The 23,538-nt window shown below is 44.0% G+C and carries 18 protein-coding genes; 5 read left to right on the forward strand and 13 right to left on the reverse strand.

All coding sequences use genetic code 11. The features are described from left to right. Positions 1-196 precede the first annotated feature (196 nt). Positions 197-1,060, reverse strand: coding sequence for a LysR substrate-binding domain-containing protein (locus CZ794_RS03580; protein WP_179207232.1), 864 nt, complete (start codon positions 1,058-1,060; stop codon positions 197-199). 332 nt (positions 1,061-1,392) lie between these two features. Here CZ794_RS03580 and CZ794_RS03585 point away from each other — a divergent pair, with 332 nt between their 5' ends. Continuing rightward, complete coding sequence (locus CZ794_RS03585) at positions 1,393-1,761, forward strand: hypothetical protein (RefSeq protein ID WP_087040242.1); 369 nt, start codon at positions 1,393-1,395, stop codon at positions 1,759-1,761. 142 nt (positions 1,762-1,903) lie between these two features. Here the strand turns inward: CZ794_RS03585 and CZ794_RS03590 are convergent, their stop codons facing one another. The 3 genes from CZ794_RS03590 to CZ794_RS03600 all read right to left on the reverse strand — a co-directional run bounded on the left by CZ794_RS03590 (position 1,904) and on the right by CZ794_RS03600 (position 6,115). After that, complete coding sequence (locus tag CZ794_RS03590; RefSeq protein ID WP_087040243.1) at positions 1,904-2,845, reverse strand: response regulator; 942 nt, start codon at positions 2,843-2,845, stop codon at positions 1,904-1,906. A gap of 47 nt (positions 2,846-2,892) precedes the next feature. Then, positions 2,893-5,250: an ATP-binding protein gene (locus CZ794_RS03595; RefSeq protein WP_087040244.1), complete on the reverse strand. Its 2,358-nt coding sequence runs from the start codon at positions 5,248-5,250 to the stop codon at positions 2,893-2,895. A gap of 460 nt (positions 5,251-5,710) precedes the next feature. After that, the gene (locus tag CZ794_RS03600; RefSeq protein ID WP_087040245.1) at positions 5,711-6,115 is read right to left on the reverse strand and encodes a hypothetical protein; all 405 of its coding nucleotides are present in this window, start codon (positions 6,113-6,115) and stop codon (positions 5,711-5,713) included. A gap of 719 nt (positions 6,116-6,834) precedes the next feature. Between CZ794_RS03600 and CZ794_RS03605 the strand changes: the two genes are divergently transcribed. The 4 genes from CZ794_RS03605 to CZ794_RS03620 all read left to right on the forward strand — a co-directional run bounded on the left by CZ794_RS03605 (position 6,835) and on the right by CZ794_RS03620 (position 12,250). Further along, complete coding sequence (locus tag CZ794_RS03605; protein ID WP_087040246.1) at positions 6,835-8,418, forward strand: glycosyltransferase family 2 protein; 1,584 nt, start codon at positions 6,835-6,837, stop codon at positions 8,416-8,418. A 107-nt stretch (positions 8,419-8,525) separates the two neighbouring features. Then, entirely contained in the window at positions 8,526-9,935 is a 1,410-nt protein-coding gene (locus CZ794_RS03610) for a glycosyltransferase (protein WP_087040247.1), read from the forward strand. After that, a complete protein-coding gene (locus tag CZ794_RS03615) occupies positions 9,936-11,141 on the forward strand; it encodes a hypothetical protein (protein WP_087040248.1) in 1,206 nt (401 codons plus the stop codon). Positions 11,142-11,254: 113 nt separating this feature from the next. Then, the gene (locus CZ794_RS03620; protein WP_179207233.1) at positions 11,255-12,250 is read left to right on the forward strand and encodes a glycosyltransferase family 2 protein; all 996 of its coding nucleotides are present in this window, start codon (positions 11,255-11,257) and stop codon (positions 12,248-12,250) included. A gap of 147 nt (positions 12,251-12,397) precedes the next feature. Here the strand turns inward: CZ794_RS03620 and CZ794_RS03625 are convergent, their stop codons facing one another. The 9 genes from CZ794_RS03625 to CZ794_RS03665 form a co-directional block, all read right to left on the reverse strand. Then, positions 12,398-13,216 carry a hypothetical protein gene (locus CZ794_RS03625; protein WP_087040250.1) on the reverse strand — a complete coding sequence of 273 codons (819 nt, stop codon included), beginning with the start codon at positions 13,214-13,216 and terminating at the stop codon, positions 12,398-12,400. Positions 13,217-13,293: 77 nt separating this feature from the next. Further along, a complete protein-coding gene (locus CZ794_RS03630; protein ID WP_087040251.1) occupies positions 13,294-13,707 on the reverse strand; it encodes a PaaI family thioesterase in 414 nt (137 codons plus the stop codon). Between the two features lie 45 nt (positions 13,708-13,752). Beyond that, on the reverse strand, positions 13,753-14,295 hold the full coding sequence (locus CZ794_RS03635) for a DUF3124 domain-containing protein (RefSeq protein ID WP_087040252.1): 543 nt from the start codon (positions 14,293-14,295) through the stop codon (positions 13,753-13,755). Positions 14,296-14,339: 44 nt separating this feature from the next. Continuing rightward, positions 14,340-15,041, reverse strand: a complete 702-nt coding sequence (locus CZ794_RS03640) for a TrkA family potassium uptake protein (RefSeq protein WP_087040253.1) — start codon at positions 15,039-15,041, stop codon at positions 14,340-14,342. 84 nt (positions 15,042-15,125) lie between these two features. After that, positions 15,126-16,886, reverse strand: a complete 1,761-nt coding sequence (locus CZ794_RS03645) for a TrkH family potassium uptake protein (RefSeq protein WP_087040254.1) — start codon at positions 16,884-16,886, stop codon at positions 15,126-15,128. Positions 16,887-17,067: 181 nt separating this feature from the next. Further along, on the reverse strand, positions 17,068-18,009 hold the full coding sequence (locus tag CZ794_RS03650) for a DMT family transporter (RefSeq protein WP_087040255.1): 942 nt from the start codon (positions 18,007-18,009) through the stop codon (positions 17,068-17,070). Positions 18,010-18,179: 170 nt separating this feature from the next. Further along, a complete protein-coding gene (locus CZ794_RS03655; protein ID WP_087040256.1) occupies positions 18,180-18,602 on the reverse strand; it encodes a Replicative DNA helicase in 423 nt (140 codons plus the stop codon). A gap of 421 nt (positions 18,603-19,023) precedes the next feature. Next, positions 19,024-19,485 carry an outer membrane protein assembly factor BamE gene (locus tag CZ794_RS03660; RefSeq protein ID WP_256958852.1) on the reverse strand — a complete coding sequence of 154 codons (462 nt, stop codon included), beginning with the start codon at positions 19,483-19,485 and terminating at the stop codon, positions 19,024-19,026. An 85-nt stretch (positions 19,486-19,570) separates the two neighbouring features. After that, positions 19,571-23,538: YadA-like family protein (locus tag CZ794_RS03665; protein ID WP_087040257.1), on the reverse strand; the 3,968-nt coding region annotated here is incomplete at its 5' end.

Genomic DNA, 23,538 nt, shown 5'->3' on the forward strand with positions numbered 1-23,538 from the left:
GTACTTAAAAATTTACGTACTTAAAAAACTGTATTGGCGTTACTGAAAAGCAGAGCCATCGTAACCGAGAATCGAGCGCGAGAAAAACGTAAATATTCTGTTCTCAGTCCCAAAAATATTCGTGCTTAGCAATTTGTATTATAGATACGGTTGCTCTCCTAGGTAGTGATACGTGTCAGGTATTTTTGCAAAAAGCTTACAGTCCCAGCACTTGCTTCAATGTCGTGATTGGTGGCTGCTGACGATCGGCATACCGATAAGCCAATACAACCTCTCGCACCAAACTGTTATCTCCCAAATGATGGATTTGAACGGGTGCAGCACTTCTAATCCAGAGTCCAGCATAGGGTATCAAGGCCACGCCCAAGCCCGACTCCACCATCCTAACGATGGCATCCAGATCGTTAATCTCCATGATTGTATTGACCTTGATGTCTTGCTGTTTGAAGAACTTACTCAGTTTTGCCCCTGCTGAGGATTGTAGGCTGTAATGAATAAAAGGATGCTGCTCAAGCGTCTGCCTCAAGCTATAAAAAGGCCATTTTTTGGGACTGATGAGCACATACGGTTCGGTCATAATAGACTGGGTCACGATGTCTTTTGGCAATGCAAAAGAGGGCTGTATGGTGATGGCCGCATCTATTTCTCCGACTTCGAGCTTCTCAAACAGCTCTATCGCACGCCCAGGAACAATCTCTGTCTGCATGAGCGGGGCGAGCAAAGTAATCGCTTTTAGCGCCTCAGGTAAAATGCCCACTTGTACTGAGTTTATCGCGCCAATCCTAAGCTGCCCATAGTAGCTTGCAATATCGGTATCTGACGGCAGCTGCATGGTGGCATAAAGCGCCAGAATTTCTTTGGCAATGGGTAAAATGCGAGTGCCTTGTGGATTGAGCGTAATGGCACGAGCAGAGCGGGTAAATAATGCCAACCCCAGATTGTCTTCCAAGGTTTTAATCTGTGCACTGACTGCCGATTGGGTCAGGTTAATATGCCGAGCGGCTGCGGCAAAACTGTCCAATTCGCAAACGGCTACAAAGGTTTTAAGCTCTCTTATCATTGATGTCACCACACTTATTATCATCAAGGTCAGATAAGGTATAACAATGATACCCTGCTGCCAACATTATATTTTTTTGTTCGCTGTGCCTTCGCAGACAAGAGCTACGAAAATATGATATTGGCAGTACGCAAAACAAGTTGATACCAGTCTCCCCCTTTTACCTCATCGATTGTCATTATACGTTCATTTTTGTTCTATAGAATGCGTTGATTCTTTTGGATTACCAGCAGTATGACGTACCCTCAACCCACGAGAAAACAGTGTATACAATCATCGTATTTTACTGATATCTATGAAGATTTTTATTGCAATAACAGCGAGTCGATATAATGAGCAGTTACCTGTGTTTGACAGATTATGAAAAGAATTTGATTGATAGCGCTTTGCTTATCTTGATGCAAAAAAACATTCAGTATAGCAACCAATCAACAGAAGACTTCATACACCAGCACTATCAAAATTTTAACCTGACGCTTTTTGAGTTATGCGCAAAAATCAAATCTCCCGATTTTGATAAGAATATGAGCCTATCCTCAAAAGAAATCAAAAGTATCAAAAAAGGGTTGAACTCGCTATATACCCTTATCTCGCAAAAAACTTTGAAGAAAAAAGAAGCGAGCCAAAAAGATCACTATAAAAACTATAAGCTACAAATCATAGAGCTGGAGAAAAAAATTGGTGTGATACAAATGGCTTAAGAAAGGGCGATTATTTTGCGCCGTTCGTTATAGTTGATTTACGTTAAAACCGATACAGTGCGACTGGTATGAATGTTGCGCAGCTTCTGTTTAGCAGCATGTAAGGAACATTCTAGTTCTGTTTTATTGAGAATCGACCGTATTACTGTCGACTGATACGCCACCCTCTGAATTTGTTAAAAAACCCCTTTAGCTTGTCAGAAAAGCTAAATGCTTCTGACTCTGTGACCTCTTCAACATGATGCCGCGTGGCCAATATGGGCTGTTGTACCAATCTTTCATGATGGCCAAAGGCGCGATCAAGGCTGATACTCATCATCGTAAAATTGGTCGGGCGCGGTAGACAACGATATACCTGACCTTTGTTAATCAAGTCAATAACCATGTGCGCGTCTTTAAATTCCGTCAACATAATCACCATCAGATCCGGCTGAAGATTTTTTAACGCATAAACGATGGGCGTGATGTTTTCATCATTGAGCGTGGCATCAGTGATGGTGACGCCAAAGCTCTTTTTCTGTAACAGCTTTGCCGCTTGCTCAAGGTTGCTTGCCCAACTGACACTATAGGTATTTTTAAAATACTGCTTCATTTGCTGATAGACCTCTTCATCATCATCCAATACCAATATATTGCGCTTGCCTTTATGGCTATTGGCTTCAAGGTTTTGAGTGTCCTTTGTCTCAGTGATATCTTGTGCAATGCCTTTGGTTTGCTGAGCAATCTCCGTGGCTTTATTGACGATTTTTTTGAGTTCATCATTCTGCCACGGCTTAGTAATATAGCGATAAATCTCGCCTTCGTTGACTGAGTCAATCACTGCATTGAGATCAGCGTAACCTGTCAATAAAATGCGAATGGTATTTGGCGAAGCTTCTTTGACCTCGCGCAACACCTCTGTGCCTTGCTTGTCTGGCATGCGCTGATCACTGATAACCACTTGCACCTCATGGTCACTGACATACTGCATCAGCTCGTTGGCATCCGTTGTGATGAACACGTCATGTGACTGACGAAAATGCATTTTTAGGCTGCGTAGAATGCGCGGCTCATCATCGATAAAGGCAATCTTTGGTTTTTGCATGACACCCTCTATAAGTAAATTTCTTGAAGTAAATGGTTAGAAACCTCTCAACTTTCGAACAATGCTTGTGAGGGTTTGTTTTCACGAGCTTTAGACTGTATCGGTAGCGTAAGGGTAAAGGTTGTGCCCTCGCCCACGGTCGAATGAGCATTGATACTACCGCCATGCTGCTCCATAATTTGAGTACTGATAGCCAGCCCCAAGCCTGTGCCATCACCTGCCTTTTTGGTGGTAAAAAACGGCTCAAAGATACGCGCCAATGTGCTCTCATTGATGCCTTGCCCATTATCGGCGACTTGCACCACAATCTTTTGCTGTGCTTCATCGACAGATGAGGTAATGTGCAACTCGCCTTTATGATCAAGTGCAATCGCTTGAGCCGCATTGTTGAATAGATTCAGCAGCACTTGATTGATTTGAGAGGGATTACACTGCACCAAAGGCAGCGTCGCCAAATCGGTGGTGACTGCCATACTCTTAAGATTGCTGCGCGTCATGACCAATGAGGTAGTAATGCAGTCATTGATATCGACGTCTTTGACTTTGGACTCATCAATTCGAGAAAAATCACGCAAACTAAGTACCAATTCTGCAATCTGATCGACGCCATATAAGCCATCTTTAATCAGACCTGCCAAGTCTTCACCGACCTCGTCTGCTTTGATGTCTTCACAGCACTGCAAAGTTTGATCGATAAGCTGCGCCAATTGCTCTTGGTCAGTTTCGGAAGACTTCAACGCTTGTAACAATTGATCGGTATGCGTAATCAATTCGTCGAAGCGGGTGAGATTGTCGCCGACCAATTCCATATTGCTACGTACATAGCCGAGTGGTGTGTTGACCTCATGCGCCACCCCTGCCACCATTTGCCCCAGTGTGGCCATTTTTTCAGAGCGTACCAACTGCACTTGTGAGGCTTTTAGCTCATCCATTGCCTGCTGCAAATCTTGGGTACGAGCGGCGACTTGCTTTTCGAGATGGACATTGATTTCGGCAAGCGCGCCTTCGTTTTCAACGACGCGAGCGATCAATTGGTTGGTCTGCTCACTGATGACTTGAATCTCGCTGACATTGGAGTTGGGCAGTTTGTGCGCGCCCAGTTTTTGATATTGTTTTTGCTCAATCAAGTTACCCATGTCTGCGACCGCCAAGGCCATACGCTTTAATGGGCGCGTGAAGTAATGACGGAACACCCATGCTGTTAGTAGCAAAATCGGCAGGAAACCCAAAAGCATTGCCTGAATCAGCTTGTTTGATAGTGCATTGGCAACGCTCATCATGTCACTGTTTGGTTTGACGATGACCATTTTCCAATACGTAAACGGCATGCGAAAGACGAAAGCAGTCGCTGGCTCTTGTAATACAAAATCATTGGGTACATTTATCGTATCTACCAGATGACTGTCCACGAGATTAAAGGTTTGATCGACATTTAAAAGGAGTAACGCTGAGAGTAGCTTGGATTCTTGCTCACTGATTTTGCCCAAATTGGTGGTACTCAAAATACTGCGCGCCGCGAGTGTATAGCGACTTTCATCTTTGGCAACCGCTTCATCGATGAGCGTCTCATTGACCTTGTTAAGACTATTGGCAATCGGAGCAAAGCTGGGATTGCTCTCAGCAAATTGCTGCGCGGTGACCATCTCACCTTGAGGGTTGTCTTTGGTGGTTTGGGTAACGATGGCTTGATCCGGAAAGGTTAAGAACCGATTGTCCAAATCCACTAAGAACATATAGCCGCCTACCTTTTTTTGCCATTTTTGCATGGCCGTACCGAGGTTATCCAACAGCAAATTGAAGGTGACTACCCCATCAAAGGTTTGGTTACGGCTGCCATATAGCGCTTTGGCACACGTCATCATCGGCTGATTGCTGACTGGATCAAAGTACGCTCGGCTCCAGACGCAGTGGTCGTGACGCGCATACATCGCAGGGATATACCACCAGTCACGATAATAGGCATTGGGCGTTTGGCTGACTTGATTATAGCGCTCGGTCTGCTGCATCGTGCCAGAGCGGTCACGCGCCCACACGAATGATTTGCGCTCTCGTCCCTCAACATACATATTGGGATCGAACCACACACCGCCGCCGACAATTCTTTGATCGGTTTGGCGCATGAGGTTGTCAAAGGCGACATTGTATAAGGCATCTTGTTTTGGCAATCCGCCCGCTATCGCACTGCTGGCTTTTGCCAATCCGTCTACGTGATTGATGCTCGTCATGATGCTATTGATCACTTCGTTGCCTGTTTCAACCACTGTCTCAGAGGTCATCGCCAATATGCGCGGCTTACCTTGCGTTTCGATAACCCAATAAACCATCATAATAATGAGTGCAAAAGCCACTGCTAAGATAATCAGCATACGTGTGGTGATACTACCGAGCCGCCCAGCTCCCCTCATAAAAACACCTTATCTCTATGTGCTACTTTTTGTATTACCTAATATCGACATCCACTAAGTGGATAGCCATAAAGGTTAATGCAGCAACGATTTATAATGCGCTTAAGGATACGGCGTGGTTATGACAACAGAGTGACAAAAGGCACACAAACAGATAACGAATCATGACAAGTTGAAGAATTAACTTGGTAAAAGAGATTTTATTAAAAATAAACTTACGGTGACTTTGAAGAGATATTACTTGTACGAACTGGAATAAGATATGAGGGGTTAGAAAGAACCAGCAAAAAAACAGCGCCCATCATCAGTAAGAAAAATAATTTCCTCACTCACAATAAACGCTGTGATTATCAGTCGACAGTCATTTGACTATCTATTACCTATTGTATTCAGTTTTAACGGTGGCAATAGGCTTAAAAAGTAATGAGTATATCGCAATGTTATCGGACTTATGTCCAACTTATTGCGCTGTACCTGCTGGCGCTTGTTCTACATCCGTGCTTCCCATATTGGCCATATCGTCAGTCGCTGTTCCATCTGGGCTCATCGGACTGTCTGCCGTACCCATACTTGCATTTGGATCCATCGCTGGTTCGTCCATCGGTGCGCTCATGCTCATATCTGTACCTTCCGATGTTTCGACTGGCGCTAACTCGGTGGAATCCGTCGAATTCATAGTATCCGTCGATGCCATGGTATTACTCTCTCCTACAGGCTCAGTAGTATCTACCGTTTCAGTAGGTTCCATCGTACTATCAGGCGTCTCTTCCACTTCATTACTACAAGCGCTAATACTGACAGCACCAACAAGTAATGCAAGCCAAAGCTTGCTTCGCAGTGGGTTGTTTGAGGCTATTGTTTTCATCTGACTATCCTTAGATAAGTATAAAATTAACGTTCATGGCATTACTTAATAATATGAATAATAAATCTCAGTGATAATGGAACTTAGTAATGCAACTTAACCGTCAGTTTAAATCAGTTAAAAAATAAGCGCTTACTACTCTTAGGGTGTTTCTGTGTGTTTTTATTAAATCCTTAAGAGAATTAGTACGGATACTTATTATAGTTGTTATGTATGTATCTGATTATATTAATATAATTAAATATATTGTAGGAAATTTTTATAAGAAACACAGGTTCGTAATTGCTTATTTATCATAAAAATTTATTGTTACAACATTAAAGAAATTTACAGTGTAATCATGACGATTATTCATGTTTTGTTATATATAGACCATTTTACTTAATGATACATTTTTTTAATTTTTCCCAAATCATCGTATTGCTTTATTGATAAGCAATGTCAGAACACCTCCACTTTTTATCTCTAATATTTTAGTCAAAACCAAAGCCGAACAGTTGGTTTAGCGCGTTTTACAAAATTTACTCAGCCTTACATTATTAAGGTGTATGAAACACTTAAGCCGTAATGTCTTGCCAACCCTTAGGCTATGATACTTCACGTATTGGATATGCCACTAATAATCAATCAGATAATTGCATATTTAACTTTCTTTATTCTTGCTCACAAAACTATTGCTCACAAAGCACTGCATATTAGATGACACATAGGGACAAATTATGTTGGTCAACAATGGAGTACCTCGTAAAAAAACACTAAAAAATATAGCGAGCACTTCTATAAAACACTCGCTACAAAAAGCGCACTCACCTGCCAGCCAAGAGCCAGCTTTAAGCTTTCAACTTATGACACGCGCTGAACCACCAGCAATGGTCATTGCTACCATTCAATCCCTACTCGCTGTAAAAGCTCCTCAAGATGAAATCATTATTATCGATAATAATAATACGGCAACCTCGCTATATCAGCCGTTAGCTGCGTTTTGTGCCAGCTTAGACCCCACGCAGCAAGTGCATTTTTATCATATTGACGCTGTGGCAGGTTTTAAGGCGGGAGCGTTGAATTTGGCATTGGGATTGATGAATCCCAACTGTAGCCATCTGGTGGTGGTCGATAGTGACTATCAAGCGTTGCCACAAGCAAGATCGTCCATTGCTGATGCCATCAAACGCCATCCTGACCACTCCTTACTTCAGTTTCCGCAGTTTTATCGCAATAGCAGGCAAGTGGATGCGCAAAGCGAGCTGAACCATTACTTCAATCATCATCTATATCGCTCTCTTAATCGAGATCGTGCCTTATCGACAGGGACTTATGCGGTTATTCGCCGCTCAGCGCTATTAAGTTTGGGCGGTTGGTCTGGGGCTTCGATTACCGAGGACGCGCAGATGGGTGTTCTCATGCACCAAAAAGGCTTTCACAGTAAATTTATACCGCAAGTCATTGCCACAGGATTGTTGCCCAATACGTTGAACGATTTGATGTCTCAGCGTCGACGCTGGATCTATGGCAACATGCAAGTGTTGCACGATTACGCCGCAAAGCCGTTTTTTTTGCCCGCCAAAGAATCTGACAGCATATTGCGTATATCTGAGCGTTTGTCTTATACGCGTGCTCACCTCTCACAGCTCAGTGCTTGGATCAATTTCACAGGGTTTTTTATCTTTTTGCAAATGTGCGCCTTGCTAGTGATTGGCGTAGCACTTTTCAATCGTCACTTAGATATGTCTGTGCTCACGCCTTTGTATTTAGTGTACGCCAGTTACGCAGTCTTTTTGGGCAGACGTTTGTGGGCGTACTGTCATGATGAATCACCGCTGAATAAACAAGTGGATAACAGTTATCAGACCAGCACCCATACAAAACTGCGAGCATGGTTGATGCATCTTAACTTTTGGGAGCTTGGCGCACTATCGTGGTTGCCTGTATTGTGGGGACGTACCAAGCCATTTATATGTACCCCAAAGCAAGAATTTATTCAGACCAGTCGTTCTGTACAACTGGCGAATATCGCCGCTTTACCAAAGCTGCTGCTGACCCTAAATCTCATAACCGCGATATGCGTTGCGCCTTTTTCACCGCTTTACTCACCAGTATTGTTTTTGTGTGCAATGACTGTCTGTTTGTTGAAGCTGGCAGCAGCAAAAGTGGCGATGGATAATTTTGTGGCGACAGCACAAAAAGCGCCCAGTATCAGCACCAAATCAAAGCCTGCTATCACTACTTTGCATAAGCAAGTCAAACCGATAAGAACAGCTGACATCACGGCCGTCTTTGAGGATAAAAAAACCATCAATTACTAGCCGTATAACGCTCTATGGTGGTTTTTTAAACGTGGTACTGATTGTTTAGTACTTATTTTGAGTCATTTTTAGCGTCTATCCATTGCTATTTTTACTTTGAGGTTCTTATGTCTTTTGACACGTCATCTGATTTTTTAACGACTACTAATCTTGATAAGATTCGTCCTACTACTCTACCAAACCAGCCACTGCGTATAGCCATCATTGCTCATTGCCTATACCCAATCGCCCAGCCATATGCGGGTGGTCTTGAAATGATTACCCAGCTCTTATGTGATGAGCTGGTGGCGCAAGGTCACGAGGTATTGCTTTATGCGCATGAAGACAGTCACACACAGGCGACATTAATTCCCTTCTTAACGCGAGAAGAATTCGATGCGACGGTCTATGATAATGAGCATGAATCCTTAGGGATGAGCCGCGAGGAGCTGTATCATTATTTGGTCTATCAAAGCGCATTACGTGATTTGATCGATCGTGATGCCCGCGGTGAGATTGATATTGTGCACAATCACAGTCTGCATCATATCCCTATGATGACCGGTCAAGCATTTGGCGAGCGCTTTTTTACGACTTTTCACACGCCTATATTTCCTCAGCTGCGCTTGGCACTTCTGACATTATGTCATGGCACCAAGACTCAATTTACATCCATCAGCCAACATCAGCAGCGACTCTTTTCTGAGTTTGTCCCTTCACAAGTGGTGTATAACGGAATCGATGTGGCGTCTTTTGTCGCCAATCTCGATATCGATATCGATACTGCTAAAGATACCAATAACGAAGATGACAGTTACTTTTGGTACGGACGCATTTGCCCCGAAAAAGGCACGCATTTGGCGATGCAATACTGTCTGGAAGCGGGTAAAAAACTCATCATTGCAGGGCCTAAAAGTAACGAGGCGTACTTTGACGAGTACGTGGCACCTTTATTGGCAGAAGACCGCACACGCAATTCGTCACCGCTGTTTGATTACGTGGGTCATGTCACAAAAGATGAGGTAAATCGGTATTTGTGCCAAGCGACAGCCATGCTGTTTACCAGTACTTGGGATGAGCCTTATGGGTTGATACTGGCAGAGAGTCTGGCTTGCGGTACGCCTGTTATTGGCTTTGATGTGGGTGCCAGTGCAGAAATCGTCACGCCAGAGACAGGTATCATTGTGCCAAAAGAAGATAAAGCCGCTTTTATAAGAGGGTTTTCTGAGATTAAACACATATCTCGTCAGGCTTGTCGCAATCGCGCTGTGGCGTTTTGTTCCGTATCAGCGATGGTGGACGGCTACCTCGCGTTATATCAAGCAGCGGTAAGCAAAAGGGAGCAAACACTTGCGTCTAACGGACAACAAAACGTTCAAGTCAGCGCTCACATCGATGCTCAAAAGAGTATTCAATATAATGCTCAAAATGACAATGTTAGACAGACGCCAAATACCTTTAACCAGTTAAAGGAAGGAAGGCAACAAGTGGCTGCTTCAGCGAATAACCTCACTACTATAATGTATGGAGAGCAATGAATGATGCGTATTGGATACTATGCACACCATCATGGATCCGGTCACTGCCGACAAATAGACAAGCTTGCAGCCCTACTACCGATTCAAAAAAGACAACAACTCACTGTATTTACCAGCTTGGCGCCAGAAGCATATGCTTTTACCGCTATTGATGAGCAGCAGATTGTCCGCCTTTATCTAGAAGATGAGCGTATAGATGATGTCTTAAAAGGACGTGCAGGCGAGTATTGGCAACCAGCAAGTCTGCATTACTCGCCTATTGGTAACGCTGATATTCAAAAGCGTAGCCATCAAATACTAAATACGATCGTGCAGCGCAACATTGATTTGATGATTATTGATGTCAGCGTTGAAGTGGCCATGTTATGCCGAACGGCAAGTATTCCCTATCTTTATGTGAGACTACCGGGCCTTCGGGATGATATGCCTCACATCGACGCTTTTGCTGGTGCGCTGGCCCTGCTAGCCCCTTATCCTCAAGCAATCGAAGCGGCTATGACGCCAAGATGGGTATGTCAAAAAACGGTCTACCTTGATTTTATCAATCTCACCAAAAACAACACCTCAAGCCATCAAGATTTTATCAAAACGCTGACGACATTGACTGCTGACCATCCAAACGTTAGCCCTTCATTTGCAACCAAACCTATCATCACTGTCGTCAAGGGCTATGGCGGACATGAAGCCATTGACGCAAAATTGCCTGAGCTGCGTCGTTTATTGCCGAGCGCTTTTATTATATCGCTTGGCCCAATAGATAATGACATGAGAGCCTACGTGGATATAGCCACTCACGTAGAAGATGTGACGCCCTTTATGCATCACAGCGATTATCTGCTAATGGCCTGTGGACTCAATGCCGTGGCGCAAGCCTATTATTGTGCAACGCCGCTTGTGGTCTTGCCTGATGAGCGTCCGCACCAAGAGCAAGCAACCATGGCGCAGGCGTTGATAGACCAAGGGCGTGCGCTGAGCTGGGAGCAATTCGTACATTCAATGAATGCTGAATCTACCTCCGCTTATCCTACCAAAACCACTTCGGTGCAAACACAAGATACCTTGGAGGACGATAGATCATCGTTTTCCCAAAATGCATACTTATCCAAGGCTCAGGTCTTGATGGACAGCATTATCACCTACTCGACCACCAAGTCTTGGTTCAACGAGTGGCTGCTGCCGCAACTTGAGTTGCGCCCTGAGGCTTAACGTCATTTTAGTCTACCACTCTGACAATGAACCCTTTGAATTTTAATCCTTTGAATCTTAGCCCTACTATAAAACAACGGTAATAAGCGATGACAATAAAAACGACCATTCCTATGTCTATAACCAATTCAGATACCAGTCTCAATCGTAGGCCAGTAACTGTTATCACGACTTGTTATGGACGAAATCGTCACCTTTATCACTTACTGGCTAGCCTCACGCATGGCAGCGTCCAGCCTGATGAAGTGATTATCGTCAATGATGATGCCAACCCTGAATGCTTGGCTAAATTTGCCTTAAACATTGTACAAATTCCCACCACCGTCAATGCGTCAACTGACAGTGTCTCTGGCAAAACAGGGTTTGATATCGGTCACAATCGCAATCTGGGTGCTGCGCGCGCCACTCATGATTTGCTGATATTTTTAGACGTGGATTGTATCGTCGCACCGACGTTTATTGAACAGTTAAGCGCCAAACTGCAAGCACAACCAGATGGGCTATTGATGGGGCAACCGCGTTATCTGACGCGGCCGTTATCAGAGGAAGAAAGTAGCGCATTACAACGGGGCACGCTCTCTCTGACCTGCTTCAATGAGCTCTCTGTATATAACCCTTATCGTGATAACTTTGATGATAATGAGTCTAACTCTTCAGCGCTAAATCACACCGAGACTAAAAAAACAGCAATAAGAAAAACTGACGATTATGGCGCATTTTGGAGCTTATGCTTTGCCATTACTCGCCAGCAGTTTGAGCAACTTGGCGGATTTGACACCCAATATACAGGTTATGGCGCAGAAGACACTGATTTAGCGTTTACCGCACGCCAGCTGAATATTGATTTTTATCTCACAGCTGACGTGGTCTACCACCAGCAACACAGTGTCTATCGGCCACCGCTCAATCATCTAGACAGTATTGTCGTTAATGCCAATCGCTTCTATGATAAATGGCAATGCTGGCCAATGGATGGATGGCTTTTGTCGTTTGCAGACATGGGACTGATCAACTGGCAAGCCAATCAGTCAACCTCAATTACTCTGATACGCAAACCCACTTACGCTGAGATAGAAGCTGCTCATTGTCCCGATGCGCCTTATGTTTGATCTATAGTCAGCAAAAATCAATAACGCGACAACACGCACTGCTGGTGCAATTTTACTCTAGCGGCTTTAAAATCTTTTAACTATAGAATACCTATTCTTGAATCATTAGCGTTAAATAACCGATTTTGAATGACTGGCTTTGAATCACTAGTACTGACGAATGACTTCTACTTCTGGCGGCGGCGCACTCATCTCTTGGCGTTCAAACTCCCAGTTGTGTCCTTGCCAAAAATGCGCTGTCTTGTCGTTATCATTAAACCCAAGCATCAATAACCTCAGCGGCAGCGCTGTATTTTGAATACGCTGCAAATGCGCTCGAGCGGCAAGCAGCAATCGATATAATAGAAACCCTGACGAAGGTGCTGATGAATGAATATCAGCAAAGCATGGATAGTCGGCAACCACGGGATGCTGCTCTGATAAAACGCCGTGATGCTGCGGATTTTGTAGCAATGCTTGCACAGATGGCGGCAGAGTCAGTATGCGCTCATCGGTGATGGGATCATCATGCGGACTTGGATCATCCTCGGGCGAGGGAAATTGATAAGCTTGATTACTCAGCAAGATGCCTAAAGGCGCTGACTTTGCCATGCGCTTCATGACCGATACATTGTTGCTGCGCGGCGGTAAGCCAAAATGCAATTTACTGTCGCCAATTTGACGAAAAAACAATAGCTTGGGCAATGTACTGACAAGCGGATGGTTGGCGAAAAACTCTGCATGTATAAAGTGATTGAATAACACCAGCACGTCATCAGGCTGCAATAGCGCCTCAAGTTGATCCGTACCAATCGATGGATTATTGGCAATAAATACAAGGCGATTGTTTTGTGTTAAAGCAGTTTGAATATTGGCAGGCAAACTTGTAAAGGCCGCCTGTTCTGTACTGATGTCATTTATATTGGCTTCGCTATTCTTTACTAGTGAACGATCATTTGAAGGTATCGAGGTTTTTATGTGAGCCATTTTTGTCCTATTTGATAGCGATACTCTATTACATACTTATCAAGCATCGTGTGGCACTGGAGTTTATATGAGAGCCGTTAAGCGAGCTTAGGCGGTACAGAATAGGTACCCACAACATGAGCCACCACGTCGCTTGTCCCTTCTGAATAAAGAGACACCTCACCCACTATGAGCGTGCGCCCGACTTTCATTAACGTACACTCGGCAATGATACGCGCGTCTGCTGAAGGTTTACGCAAAAAATTAATAGTGAGGCTTGTCGTCACTGTCAAGGGCACAATGCCAATCCTACCAAGGATTGCCACATAAATAGCCACATCGGCAATGCTCATGAGTACAGGCCCTGAGACCGTGCCACCAGGACGCAGCTCATTGATGCCAATATCATGCGATAAGATTGCTCCCGTCTCATCGACTGACTCGACGACACATTTGGTTTGCGGGAACTCGACCGCCATAAAGGCTGTGATTTCTTCTTTGGTTGCAGACATGCTCTTCCCTTAGCGATTTTTTATGACACCTGCTATCTTGATATATCACTGTGCAACGGGCGTACCCTCTGTACTAAATGCAAAGCCTTTATTGCTAAAATTACCGATCATCACGGCCTCAATGACAGGTTTTACGGTTTCATCAATACCTTCGACTTCGATGATAAAATTGGCACCTGAGCCGCCTTTGTCTTCTTCTTTTTCTACAATGTAATTCAGCGTTGCCATTGCAGGCAGCTCGATAGGATTGGTCAAGTAAGATTTGATCAACGTACCGCCTGTATCATAATAATCAATCTTATTGACGTAGAGAGACTTATCGAAAGTGGTATTACGCACGCTTAGCGTCGCTGACAATAGGACTTTGCGATTGTCTCTGTCGGTATAAATGTCTGAATAAATGGGCACATAAAAGGTTTGCTTGTAGCTCAGCTGGCTATGATCCACATCCGATATCATCTCCAGCGCTTCAATCGGGTCTTGATGACTCTCTGATAAGACAACATTGGGGTCTTGCGCAGACTGACCACAGCCTGACAATACTGCCGTGGTCACGATCAATAAGACGGACATATTGTACTTATTCATAAGTGTTCCCTTTTGCCGTTTTGCATCACTGCCATCGCAATCGTCTATTTTATTTTGACACCAACGCTACGCAAAAACTGGTTGATGTCGTCGTTTGCGCCGTAGATAACCAGTACGTCTTTGTCTTGCAATATTTGCTCAGGCACTGCCAATCCGCGAATGCTAGGTTTGCTTTGAGTACGACCAAAGCTGTCTTCATAATACTCATAGCGCAGGGTACTAAGCAATCGAATATTAAATTTTTGCTCGAATTCTAGCTTACCCACACTTTGACCAATCAGTGTCCTTGGAATGCTAATCTCTACAAGACTAAAGTGATCACTCAGCTCAAACGAGTCTACAAAATAACGCAGTGATAGTCTTTTTGCCCAGCGCTTGGCCGCTTCTTTTTCGGGGTGAATAAGATCATCCACTCCAATGGCTTGCAGCACTTTTTCGTGCAATGGATTGATACTGCGACTGATCAAACGCTTGGCTTTTAAGGTTTTGAATAAAGCCGTCACCATCACATTCTCGCCTTGGTCTTCACCAATGGCCACGATAACAATATCGGTATCGCTAATGGGTAGACCTTTGACAGTATACTCATCTGTTGCATCCATACAAATAGTATGAGAAATGACTTCTTTATAGGCTTCAACTTTTTGCATACTACTATCGATGGCGATCACTTCATGACCTTGACGGGTCAGTGCCATTCCTAATGATGAGCCAAAATTGCCTAATCCTACGATGATATACTTCATGACTTTAAGCCTTGTTTTGTTATTTTTGAAACCTTCACACTTATCACTGACTATCAGCCCATTTGTCACCCGTTTTATAACCCATTAGTTGATGGTAATCTCTTCTGTTGGGTAGTGATAATGACGCGGACGTCTGTTTTTAAGTAGTGCGATAAAGATGGTCAGCATGCTCACACGTCCCACAAACATAATGACTGAGACCACGATTTTACTAAAATCTGATAGCTCTGTTGTTAAGTTCAAACTCAGCCCAACCGTGCTATACGCTGAAAAACACTCAAACACCACCTTTATCAAATCAAGCTCTGGCTGATCGTAACTGATAAGCGTCACGCCCGTACCGATGACAAGTAATGACAGCCACATGATAGAAAACGCGCGGCGAATAGAGATTTCAGAGATTTGTCGTTTGAATACTTCTACCTTGTTTTGTCCACGCGCCAGACTTAAGGTATTTAAGAGGGCAATAGCAAAGGTGCTGGTCTTGATACCACCACCCGTTGAGTTGGGAGATGCACCAATCCACATCAAAAATATCGTCAGCATAATCGTTGGAAACGCAAGCGTCCCCATATCAACGCTATTAAATCCAGCGGTTCGTGGCGTCGCACCAGTGAAAAACGCTGTGACAAGCTTACCAAAAAAGCTGGTATGCTCAGCGAGTACGTTGTTGTACTCAAAAACCATCACCCCAACAAGACCAATCAGCAACAACGCCCCTGTCATAATCAAAGTAATACGGCTATTGATATTAAGCAACCAAGGCTGATAAACACAGCGCTGATCATTACGATATAGCAGTCGCTGGGCACGATAACGCAAATAACGCAGGACATTGACCACGATCGTAAAACCCATACCACCAAAGATAAAGGTAGTCACAATGATCAGCTGTAAGGGGTAATTGAAGCGTAGCGAATCATCGTACAATCCAGCACTAAATGTAGAAAACCCCGCATTACAAAAGGCTGAAACGGCATGAAAAACAGAAAAAAACAGCTGCTCAGACCAGTCCATGCCTGCGATATTATAGATACTGACATAAATCAGTGCTGCCGCGACTGCTTCAACGGCAAAGGTGACATATAAGATAGACTTGAGTGTCGAGACCACATCACTCATCCCGCTCATGTGCGACATCTCACTGATGCTGGCCTGCGTCTCGTAACTGACGCCGCCCTTAAAGAAATAACTAAAATACGTCACAAACGTCAAGATACCCAAGCCACCGATTTGTATCAGCCCCATGATAATGACTTGTCCAAAAGTCGTAAAATAGGTGGCGGTGTCCACCACAATCAGACCCGTCACGCAGACAGCACTCGTAGCAGTAAAAAGCGCATCGATAAAAGACAGCGGCTGCGTCGTGGCATTGGGCATCATCAATAGTAATGCACCAACCAATACGACAGACAAAAAGCTTAAAATAAAAAACTGGGCAGGGTTTAAAAAGGTACGTTTGAGATTAAAATCGTGATCGGACATTTCACGAATAAAAGTGACAAATACTGCAATTTTTATGGCAACAAACCCATCAACAGGGCCTGACAATCCCGAGCGTACTAGGTCGGTGAAGTGCGCACCCAACAGGATAATGATAGAGATACTGGTAAAAAAATCAAAAACCGCTACCTTGCTTAAAGTCAGCGGTTTTTTGGTATAGGCATAACGGCCTGCGGTCAGTGTAAAACCTAATAAGATAATGGCCAAATAAAAGATATGAAAAACTTGCTGTAGCCACGTGGGTAAGGTAAAACCGCTATCTAATAAAGCAACTGCGACACCAATAATACTAATGAAAATCATAAAATTGTTTAACAATCGATAACGCGTGGCTGCATTCATAGCCTTAATCCATGATGGAAATAACCACGGTATTTATACTCCTTTTTTTTACTATGCACAAAAAATGATTATAGATAATCGTAACCAATTATTAAATATTCACCCTTAATGCGAAATAATAGCGCAAGGTAAAAATCCTTCTAACATCATAGAATATGCCTGCGCGCTAGTAGCTAGCACCTTATTTCTTAACCATTTTGGCTGACATCATTACCCCGCCCCATGTTACCAAAGCCACTCCAAGTGCAATCAATGAGGCACCCAAAAACAAACCTGCTGGCGGGTTCTCTCCTTGCAAAAAAATAGCCACAGGAACCCCAACCACTGCGCCAACCGAACCCAATAAGCTCAATAAAACGGGGCCGCCTGTCTTTTGCAGGACAAATAGCAATAAGAACTGACCCGCAAACAAACCGGCTTGTACGACGATCACCCCTAAGGGCAGCCATCCTGTTAATGACACATGGACAGAAAAATCAGGCAATGCGCTACACATAAATAGTAGCAATGCCGCCGCTATCAACATACCAGGAGCTAAGGCATTGGGCGATGCTTGGTCAGGCCAACGCAGCGTGCGATATATATTGCCAATTGCTAATAGAACAGGCCCACAAAGTGCCAGCAAAATCCAAACAATACTGGCATCTGGCGCTGAGAACTTACGCACAGCCAGCACACCTGCGCCACTCAGTGCTGCTGCCACCCCCAGCGCACGGATAATATTAAAGCGCTCCATACGCAGCATCAGTGCACCCAGATAAGTGAGCAACGGAGGCAATGAGACAATTAAAGCGACGAAACTGGCACCAACATGCGGAATGGCCGAAAATAGCAATAAGTTGGAACCAGCAACACTGACCAAAGCGGCGACAAAATAATACTCAAAACTACGCGCTGTCAAAGAAGGTAACTCTTTTTTGATGATCGCGACCAGCAATAAAATAATAGCTGCGCCTGTGATTGACCAAAATAAAAAAGCGAGCGGCGTGACCCCTATCTCATTTGCATATTTTGCCAGATTGGTAGAGATACCTATGAGCGCGCCCCCAACCAACAAGCACGTAAAAGGGATAAGCCATGCGTGCTTATTGTGACTTGGCTGCTGTTTTGACACATCACGCATCAATTATCCTATCGAGCAAGCTTTTCGATGACCTTTTGAATGAGATTTTAGATGGCTTTTTAGAAGACATGGCGATGTTATTTACTTGGTAGCGCATTTGACTGATAACCCTCTTAGCAATGCAATCTGCTTTTTTGGTAAACTTTTCATTGATTACTCATGACTTGCGTCTACTCAGACAACAATTTGGCGAGCATCTCATCTATCTCAACTTTGAACTCTTTGTCTTCAATCTTATTGGCACTGACTTTAGCGTTCTGTAGGCTTTTGATAGCAGCAGGCGTGTCGCCCATCTCAAGCTGTAGAACCGCCATCGAAAAAGCAATCGATGACATATGATCTTTTGAATTTATAGCTGCGGCTTTCGCCAGTGCTTTTTCATAGACAACCAACGCTTCATCCAAATCTTCGGTAAAATCTGCAAGCGTCTCCCATTGCTCTGGATGGTCTTTATCGGTGTTTTCGTTATCGGTACAAATGGCCTTTAGCTCTGCATATAGTGCATCGAATTCGGCCTGATTGCCTTTGCGATCCGCTTCTAGCAAATCTTCAGCCAAGGTATAAATCGCTTTGTATATTTTGGTATTAATCATGACTCATAACCTTTGTATATTATTCTTTAGGAAGTTTTTAGATGATAGTGGATTTTAGACATGAGAAAAATAAGACCTGTCAGAATCTGTCATCATAGACGAAACGCAGACGCTTGGCGCGTATTTATACGCAATCATACCAAAACAGTGTTGTGAAAAATAAGTCGATTTATTTTAGAACCGATACAGTGCTACTGAGATGAATGTTGCGTGGCCTCTGTTTAACAGCGAGCAAAGAAAATTTATATCAGTAGCACGTGGCTACTAACGTATCTATTTTATGTCGGCCCAGTTGTATGATGACATTCTCATCAAAATAACACACTACGTGATATAGCTCAGGCGTTTGTTTGCTCTAGCACAAAATAAAAAAGCAAGACATGTACTGTCTTGCTTTTTTGACTATGATTATTTATTAAGACTAGCGAGTGAACTGACCGTATTTGGCACAAGACGCTGGCTGCCAATAAAACTCAGTGGCACCAAACTCATCATCACGCATACGACCTTCATAGGTATTATCAAAGATGATTTTATATTGGCAAGTCTCTACGTTGTTATTGGCATCATAAAACTTGAGAATATAATCCCATTCGCGAGCATTAAAACCTTCGCTAAAGTGCGGTGTACCAATTAACTTATAAATCTCATCTTTGGTCGTGCCCACTTTAATCTTAGCAATGTCATTTTGAGTGGCAATAGTACCACCTTTTTGCCATGCTTTTTGTGCATCAGGGAACACAAGATTATTGGCATCCACTGAACCATGCTGAGCACCAGGCGTCAAATGCCAAGTTGGCATGATATTTTTTTGCGTACAGCCCGCTGTGAATAGCAAAGCGGTCGTGACTAACAAGCCATAACGATATACAGATTTTTTCATTATCTATCCCTTAATATATTTTATGAGTAAGCTGACAGCGCTTATTGATCAGTAAAAAGCGCTGCCATAAAGTCATGTGGTTCAATTAGAAATGGAAGCCTGCACCAACTGCGCCGCCTGCATTTCCTTGGGTATCTGCTGTACCATTTACCTTGATTACCCAGCGGCCATTATCAGATACTTTGGACACACCAATTGCAACTGCACTCTGGCCGTTGTAAGTGGCGATACCACCGCCAACCATTGACTTACCAGGGATATAAGCTTGCGGTAGTGAAGACATTGCCATGGCAGCTGAAATACCTGCATTTGCGTCATCTTCTACTTCGTTAATCTTATAACCCAACTCATTGACACTATTGCTCAGCTTATTATCAAGTGCAGTTAATTGACCAAGATTGACGGCATCATTGACTTCGATACCATCAGCAACACCAGTAATGGTTTTATCGCCTGCATTGATACCTGCCGTTGTCATACTCGGACCATCTTTAATGGTTACACCGCTATTACTGACCGTTGTATTGCCAGTAGTAACTTTGTCAGCTGTGATGTTATCCACATCGATATTGCCATTCAAATCAAACTTGATACCGCTGCTGGTAGCCGTTGTCGTGATGTTGTTACCACCTTCAAATTTCAATGCTGTCGTATCGCCAATTGGCTTATTAATAGTAGCACCACTATCCGCACCGAAGCTTAGACCAGCATCCAATCTGTCTTTATTGGCTTGAATGTTTTCGTTAGCTTGAGCATTGCCTTGATTTACTGCTGCAATAGCATCACTGATATTGCCTTTACCAGTTCCGCCGATATTGCTAGCAGTCAGGTTGCCTGATGCGTCAAGTGTTGCATCACCACCAATAATACCTGCGACACCATTTCCAAGATTATGCAGCTGACTGCCGTTGACAGCATCGGTACTACCCGCACTAATGTTACCCGCTGCAACATTGGTGATCGTTGTGCCTGCAGCGCCGCCGCCTAAAGTAATACTACCTTTATTGACTGTACCATCAGCGTTTTTGTCATATTGAACTGCTGCATTGCTAAGCGCTTCGTTGTCACTCTGCAGCGTATCGCTGACCGCTTTTAACTGTGAAACGTTGACAGCATCAGAATCAGCCGTACCCGCTGCGACCCCTGTGACTTGACGATAAATACCGTTGGTCGCGTCGCCTACAGCCACAGCGCCCGTAGTACTGGTAGTCGCTGTGATCGCGGCATTACCAGTGGCACCATAACCTGCAATACCAGCGCCTGTTCTTGCAGCAGAACCCGTACCTAGAACCACTGATCCACCAACGGTTGAGGTGACGTTATTACCCAATACAAAGGTATCGTTGCTGTTAATAGTGTTGTTATTACCAACCGAGTAACTATTATCACCATTGATAATGCTCGGATCACCAAAGGCACCAGAGTTATTACCATTAACGATGTTACCAGTACCGATACTAATAGATTGGTTACCTAAAGCTTGAGCACCGTTACCAATAGCGATTGATGATTGACCAGTCACTTGTGAGTCTTTACCAATGACGACTGAGTTTGTCGCGTTGGCTGAGGCTTCAGTGTTATGGCCTAATGCAACGGTACTGTCAGCACCCTCTTGGATGATAGCGTTGACACCAATAGCGGTTGAATTGTCGCCACCCGCACTTGAGTCATTGGTAATACCTAAGTCGCCTTTAGCACTGACAGCCTTGGTATGCGCAAACTTCACACCTTCCGTGTTCATTTTTTGCACCGTTTCACCAATAGTGAGACGATCCGTGATGCCTTGACCTTCAACGTTATACGTTAAGAATAACGAATCCATATTACTATTGTCTATATTACGGTTTACTACTTGATCCGTGATATTGACGGTCACAGGATTGCCATTTTGATCGTTGACTTCAACTTTGGTGACATTTTGAGCAATCAAACTATCTAACTGACCTTTGTTAACAGCGTCAGCAGCGTTAATACCGTTTGCCACATTAGACAATCTAGTACCACCACTTACCACAACGTTGTTGCCATCGTCATCTTGACCAATAACAGCTGGTGTACCCTCGAAAGTCACGCTGTTTTTGTTAATAGTATTATCAGCATTACGATCATACTTAACCGAACCTGCTGTCAAATCTGTTAAACCAGTTGCGACTGCGTCTACTTGACCTTTGGTCGCCGCATCAGTAGCTGCTACGCCATCAGCTAAGTTAGTAATGGTTCGGTTACCTGCATTGATACCGGCTGTCGTCATACTTGGACCACCAACGATGGTTAGACCATTCGCGCCATAGTTACTGCTATTGACACCATCAGTAACATTGGTACCTGTCGCTGTCACAGCAGTGATGTTAGTACCGTCATCAATTCTAACGCCAGCATTGTTGGTGGTGGTATTGCCAGTTTTTAGGCTACCATTGGCACCAAGGTCAATGTTTTCTGCTAGGTTATAGTTGATGCCATTAGCACCATTACTACTCACTACTAAGTTGCCATCGGTATTGGTAAAATCAACGGTTTCACCCAGTTGAACGTTGTCAGCTGTACCACCAGCCGCACTAATGTTAAAGCCTTGGTTTGCTTGTGCTTGAACGTTTGCAATGTTACTAGTATTGGTAGTCGTACGACCATCCAAGTTATTTAGTGCATCGCCAACATTGTTAGCAGTCACGTTGGTTCCTGTGTTGCTGCCATCATCCAATGTGTAGTTAGGAGCGCTTACTGTGCCAGTTGCTGGCGTATACATTGCGCCACCACCTAGGTTGTCTGCCGTACTATTTCCTAGCGCATCCATCTTAGCAGCGGCAGCACCGTTGGCGGCTTGAAGCTGGCCGAAGTTTACTGCATCTCCTGCATTGGTAGCATCAGCAATATTGGTAATCTTATTGCCTGCGCTATCAATACCTGTGGCTGTAATGCTTGGCCCATTGTTAATGCTTAAGCCGTTGGCACTATAGTTGCTGGTGTGAGTACCGTCAGTCACATTAGTACCTGCTGCTGTCACGGCAGTGATATTGGCGCCATCCGTGATGGCAAGACCAGTATTATTTGTGACAGTGTTACCAGTTTTAACGCTACCATCCACACCCAAATCGATGTTTTTGGCAAGCTGTACAAGCAGGCCATCATTCGTTGCGTTGGTTGATACGCCTATGTTATTACCATTTGCTAGAGCAGCAGTATCTTGTTCACCGCCTGTAATAGTTAGCGTTTCACCAAGCTTACGTTTAACATTAACACCGCGATCACCTGCGAAAGTTAAGCCTTTATCGGTAACTGAATTCTCAATATTACCAACAGCGGTATTTAAGTCGCCAGCATTTACAGCATTATTGGCATTACCAGCTACTGTATAGTCACCAGCACTGGCAACTCCTGTCAGTTGACGATTAACGCCAGCTGAATTGGTGAAATCAACCGCTGTACCGCCAGTTGCCGCCCCAACTGTGATGACACTGGTTCCGTTGTCTTGACGCACCAGACCTGTCTTACCAGATGCTAAGTCAGCAATATCACTAGTGTTAGTCTTTGTACGAGTGTTCAGGTTATCTAACGCACCACCTACGTTATCAAAATCAGCCGTAGTACCAGTATTAGCACCATTATCCAAAGTATAAGTAGGTGCACTTACTGTACCTGTCGCTGCCGTATACGTTGCACCGCCACCTAGGTTGGCTGCTGTGCTAGTACCCAAGGTATTTACTTTATTATTAACGTCAGTTACTTGACCAAAGGTTGCCGCATCATCTGCTGCGATACCATTAGCGACATTAGTGACTCGATTCCCACCATTATTCAGTCCGTTTCTACCAAGAGTAACTGTATCAACTGGACCATTTAAAATGGTTATACCAGCATTGTTGGTGGTGGTGTTGCCTGTAGTCACACTGCCATTGATACCAAGGTCAATGTTCTCTGCTAGGTTATAGTTGATGCCATTAGCCCCATTACTACTCACTACTAAGTTGCCATCGGTATTGGTAAAGTCAACGGTTTCACCCAATTGAACGTTATCAGCTGTACCACCTGCCGCGCTAATGTTAAAGCCTTGATTGA

Source organism: Psychrobacter sp. JB385 (assembly GCF_900163785.1).
Classification (GTDB): Bacteria; Pseudomonadota; Gammaproteobacteria; order Pseudomonadales; family Moraxellaceae; genus Psychrobacter.

Coding starts and splice junctions, on each gene's coding strand:
- CZ794_RS03590 (WP_087040243.1), bottom strand. CDS start 2,845: ATGCAAAAACCAAAGATTGCCTTTATCGATGATGAGCCGCGCATTCTA.
- CZ794_RS03600 (WP_087040245.1), bottom strand. CDS start 6,115: ATGAAAACAATAGCCTCAAACAACCCACTGCGAAGCAAGCTTTGGCTT.
- CZ794_RS03645 (WP_087040254.1), bottom strand. CDS start 16,886: ATGAATGCAGCCACGCGTTATCGATTGTTAAACAATTTTATGATTTTC.
- CZ794_RS03585 (WP_087040242.1), top strand. CDS start 1,393: ATGAGCAGTTACCTGTGTTTGACAGATTATGAAAAGAATTTGATTGAT.
- CZ794_RS03615 (WP_087040248.1), top strand. CDS start 9,936: ATGATGCGTATTGGATACTATGCACACCATCATGGATCCGGTCACTGC.
- CZ794_RS03625 (WP_087040250.1), bottom strand. CDS start 13,216: ATGGCTCACATAAAAACCTCGATACCTTCAAATGATCGTTCACTAGTA.
- CZ794_RS03605 (WP_087040246.1), top strand. CDS start 6,835: ATGTTGGTCAACAATGGAGTACCTCGTAAAAAAACACTAAAAAATATA.
- CZ794_RS03580 (WP_179207232.1), bottom strand. CDS start 1,060: ATGATAAGAGAGCTTAAAACCTTTGTAGCCGTTTGCGAATTGGACAGT.
- CZ794_RS03610 (WP_087040247.1), top strand. CDS start 8,526: ATGTCTTTTGACACGTCATCTGATTTTTTAACGACTACTAATCTTGAT.
- CZ794_RS03640 (WP_087040253.1), bottom strand. CDS start 15,041: ATGAAGTATATCATCGTAGGATTAGGCAATTTTGGCTCATCATTAGGA.
- CZ794_RS03650 (WP_087040255.1), bottom strand. CDS start 18,009: ATGCGTGATGTGTCAAAACAGCAGCCAAGTCACAATAAGCACGCATGG.
- CZ794_RS03620 (WP_179207233.1), top strand. CDS start 11,255: ATGTCTATAACCAATTCAGATACCAGTCTCAATCGTAGGCCAGTAACT.
- CZ794_RS03630 (WP_087040251.1), bottom strand. CDS start 13,707: ATGTCTGCAACCAAAGAAGAAATCACAGCCTTTATGGCGGTCGAGTTC.
- CZ794_RS03655 (WP_087040256.1), bottom strand. CDS start 18,602: ATGATTAATACCAAAATATACAAAGCGATTTATACCTTGGCTGAAGAT.
- CZ794_RS03595 (WP_087040244.1), bottom strand. CDS start 5,250: ATGAGGGGAGCTGGGCGGCTCGGTAGTATCACCACACGTATGCTGATT.
- CZ794_RS03635 (WP_087040252.1), bottom strand. CDS start 14,295: ATGAATAAGTACAATATGTCCGTCTTATTGATCGTGACCACGGCAGTA.
- CZ794_RS03660 (WP_256958852.1), bottom strand. CDS start 19,485: ATGAAAAAATCTGTATATCGTTATGGCTTGTTAGTCACGACCGCTTTG.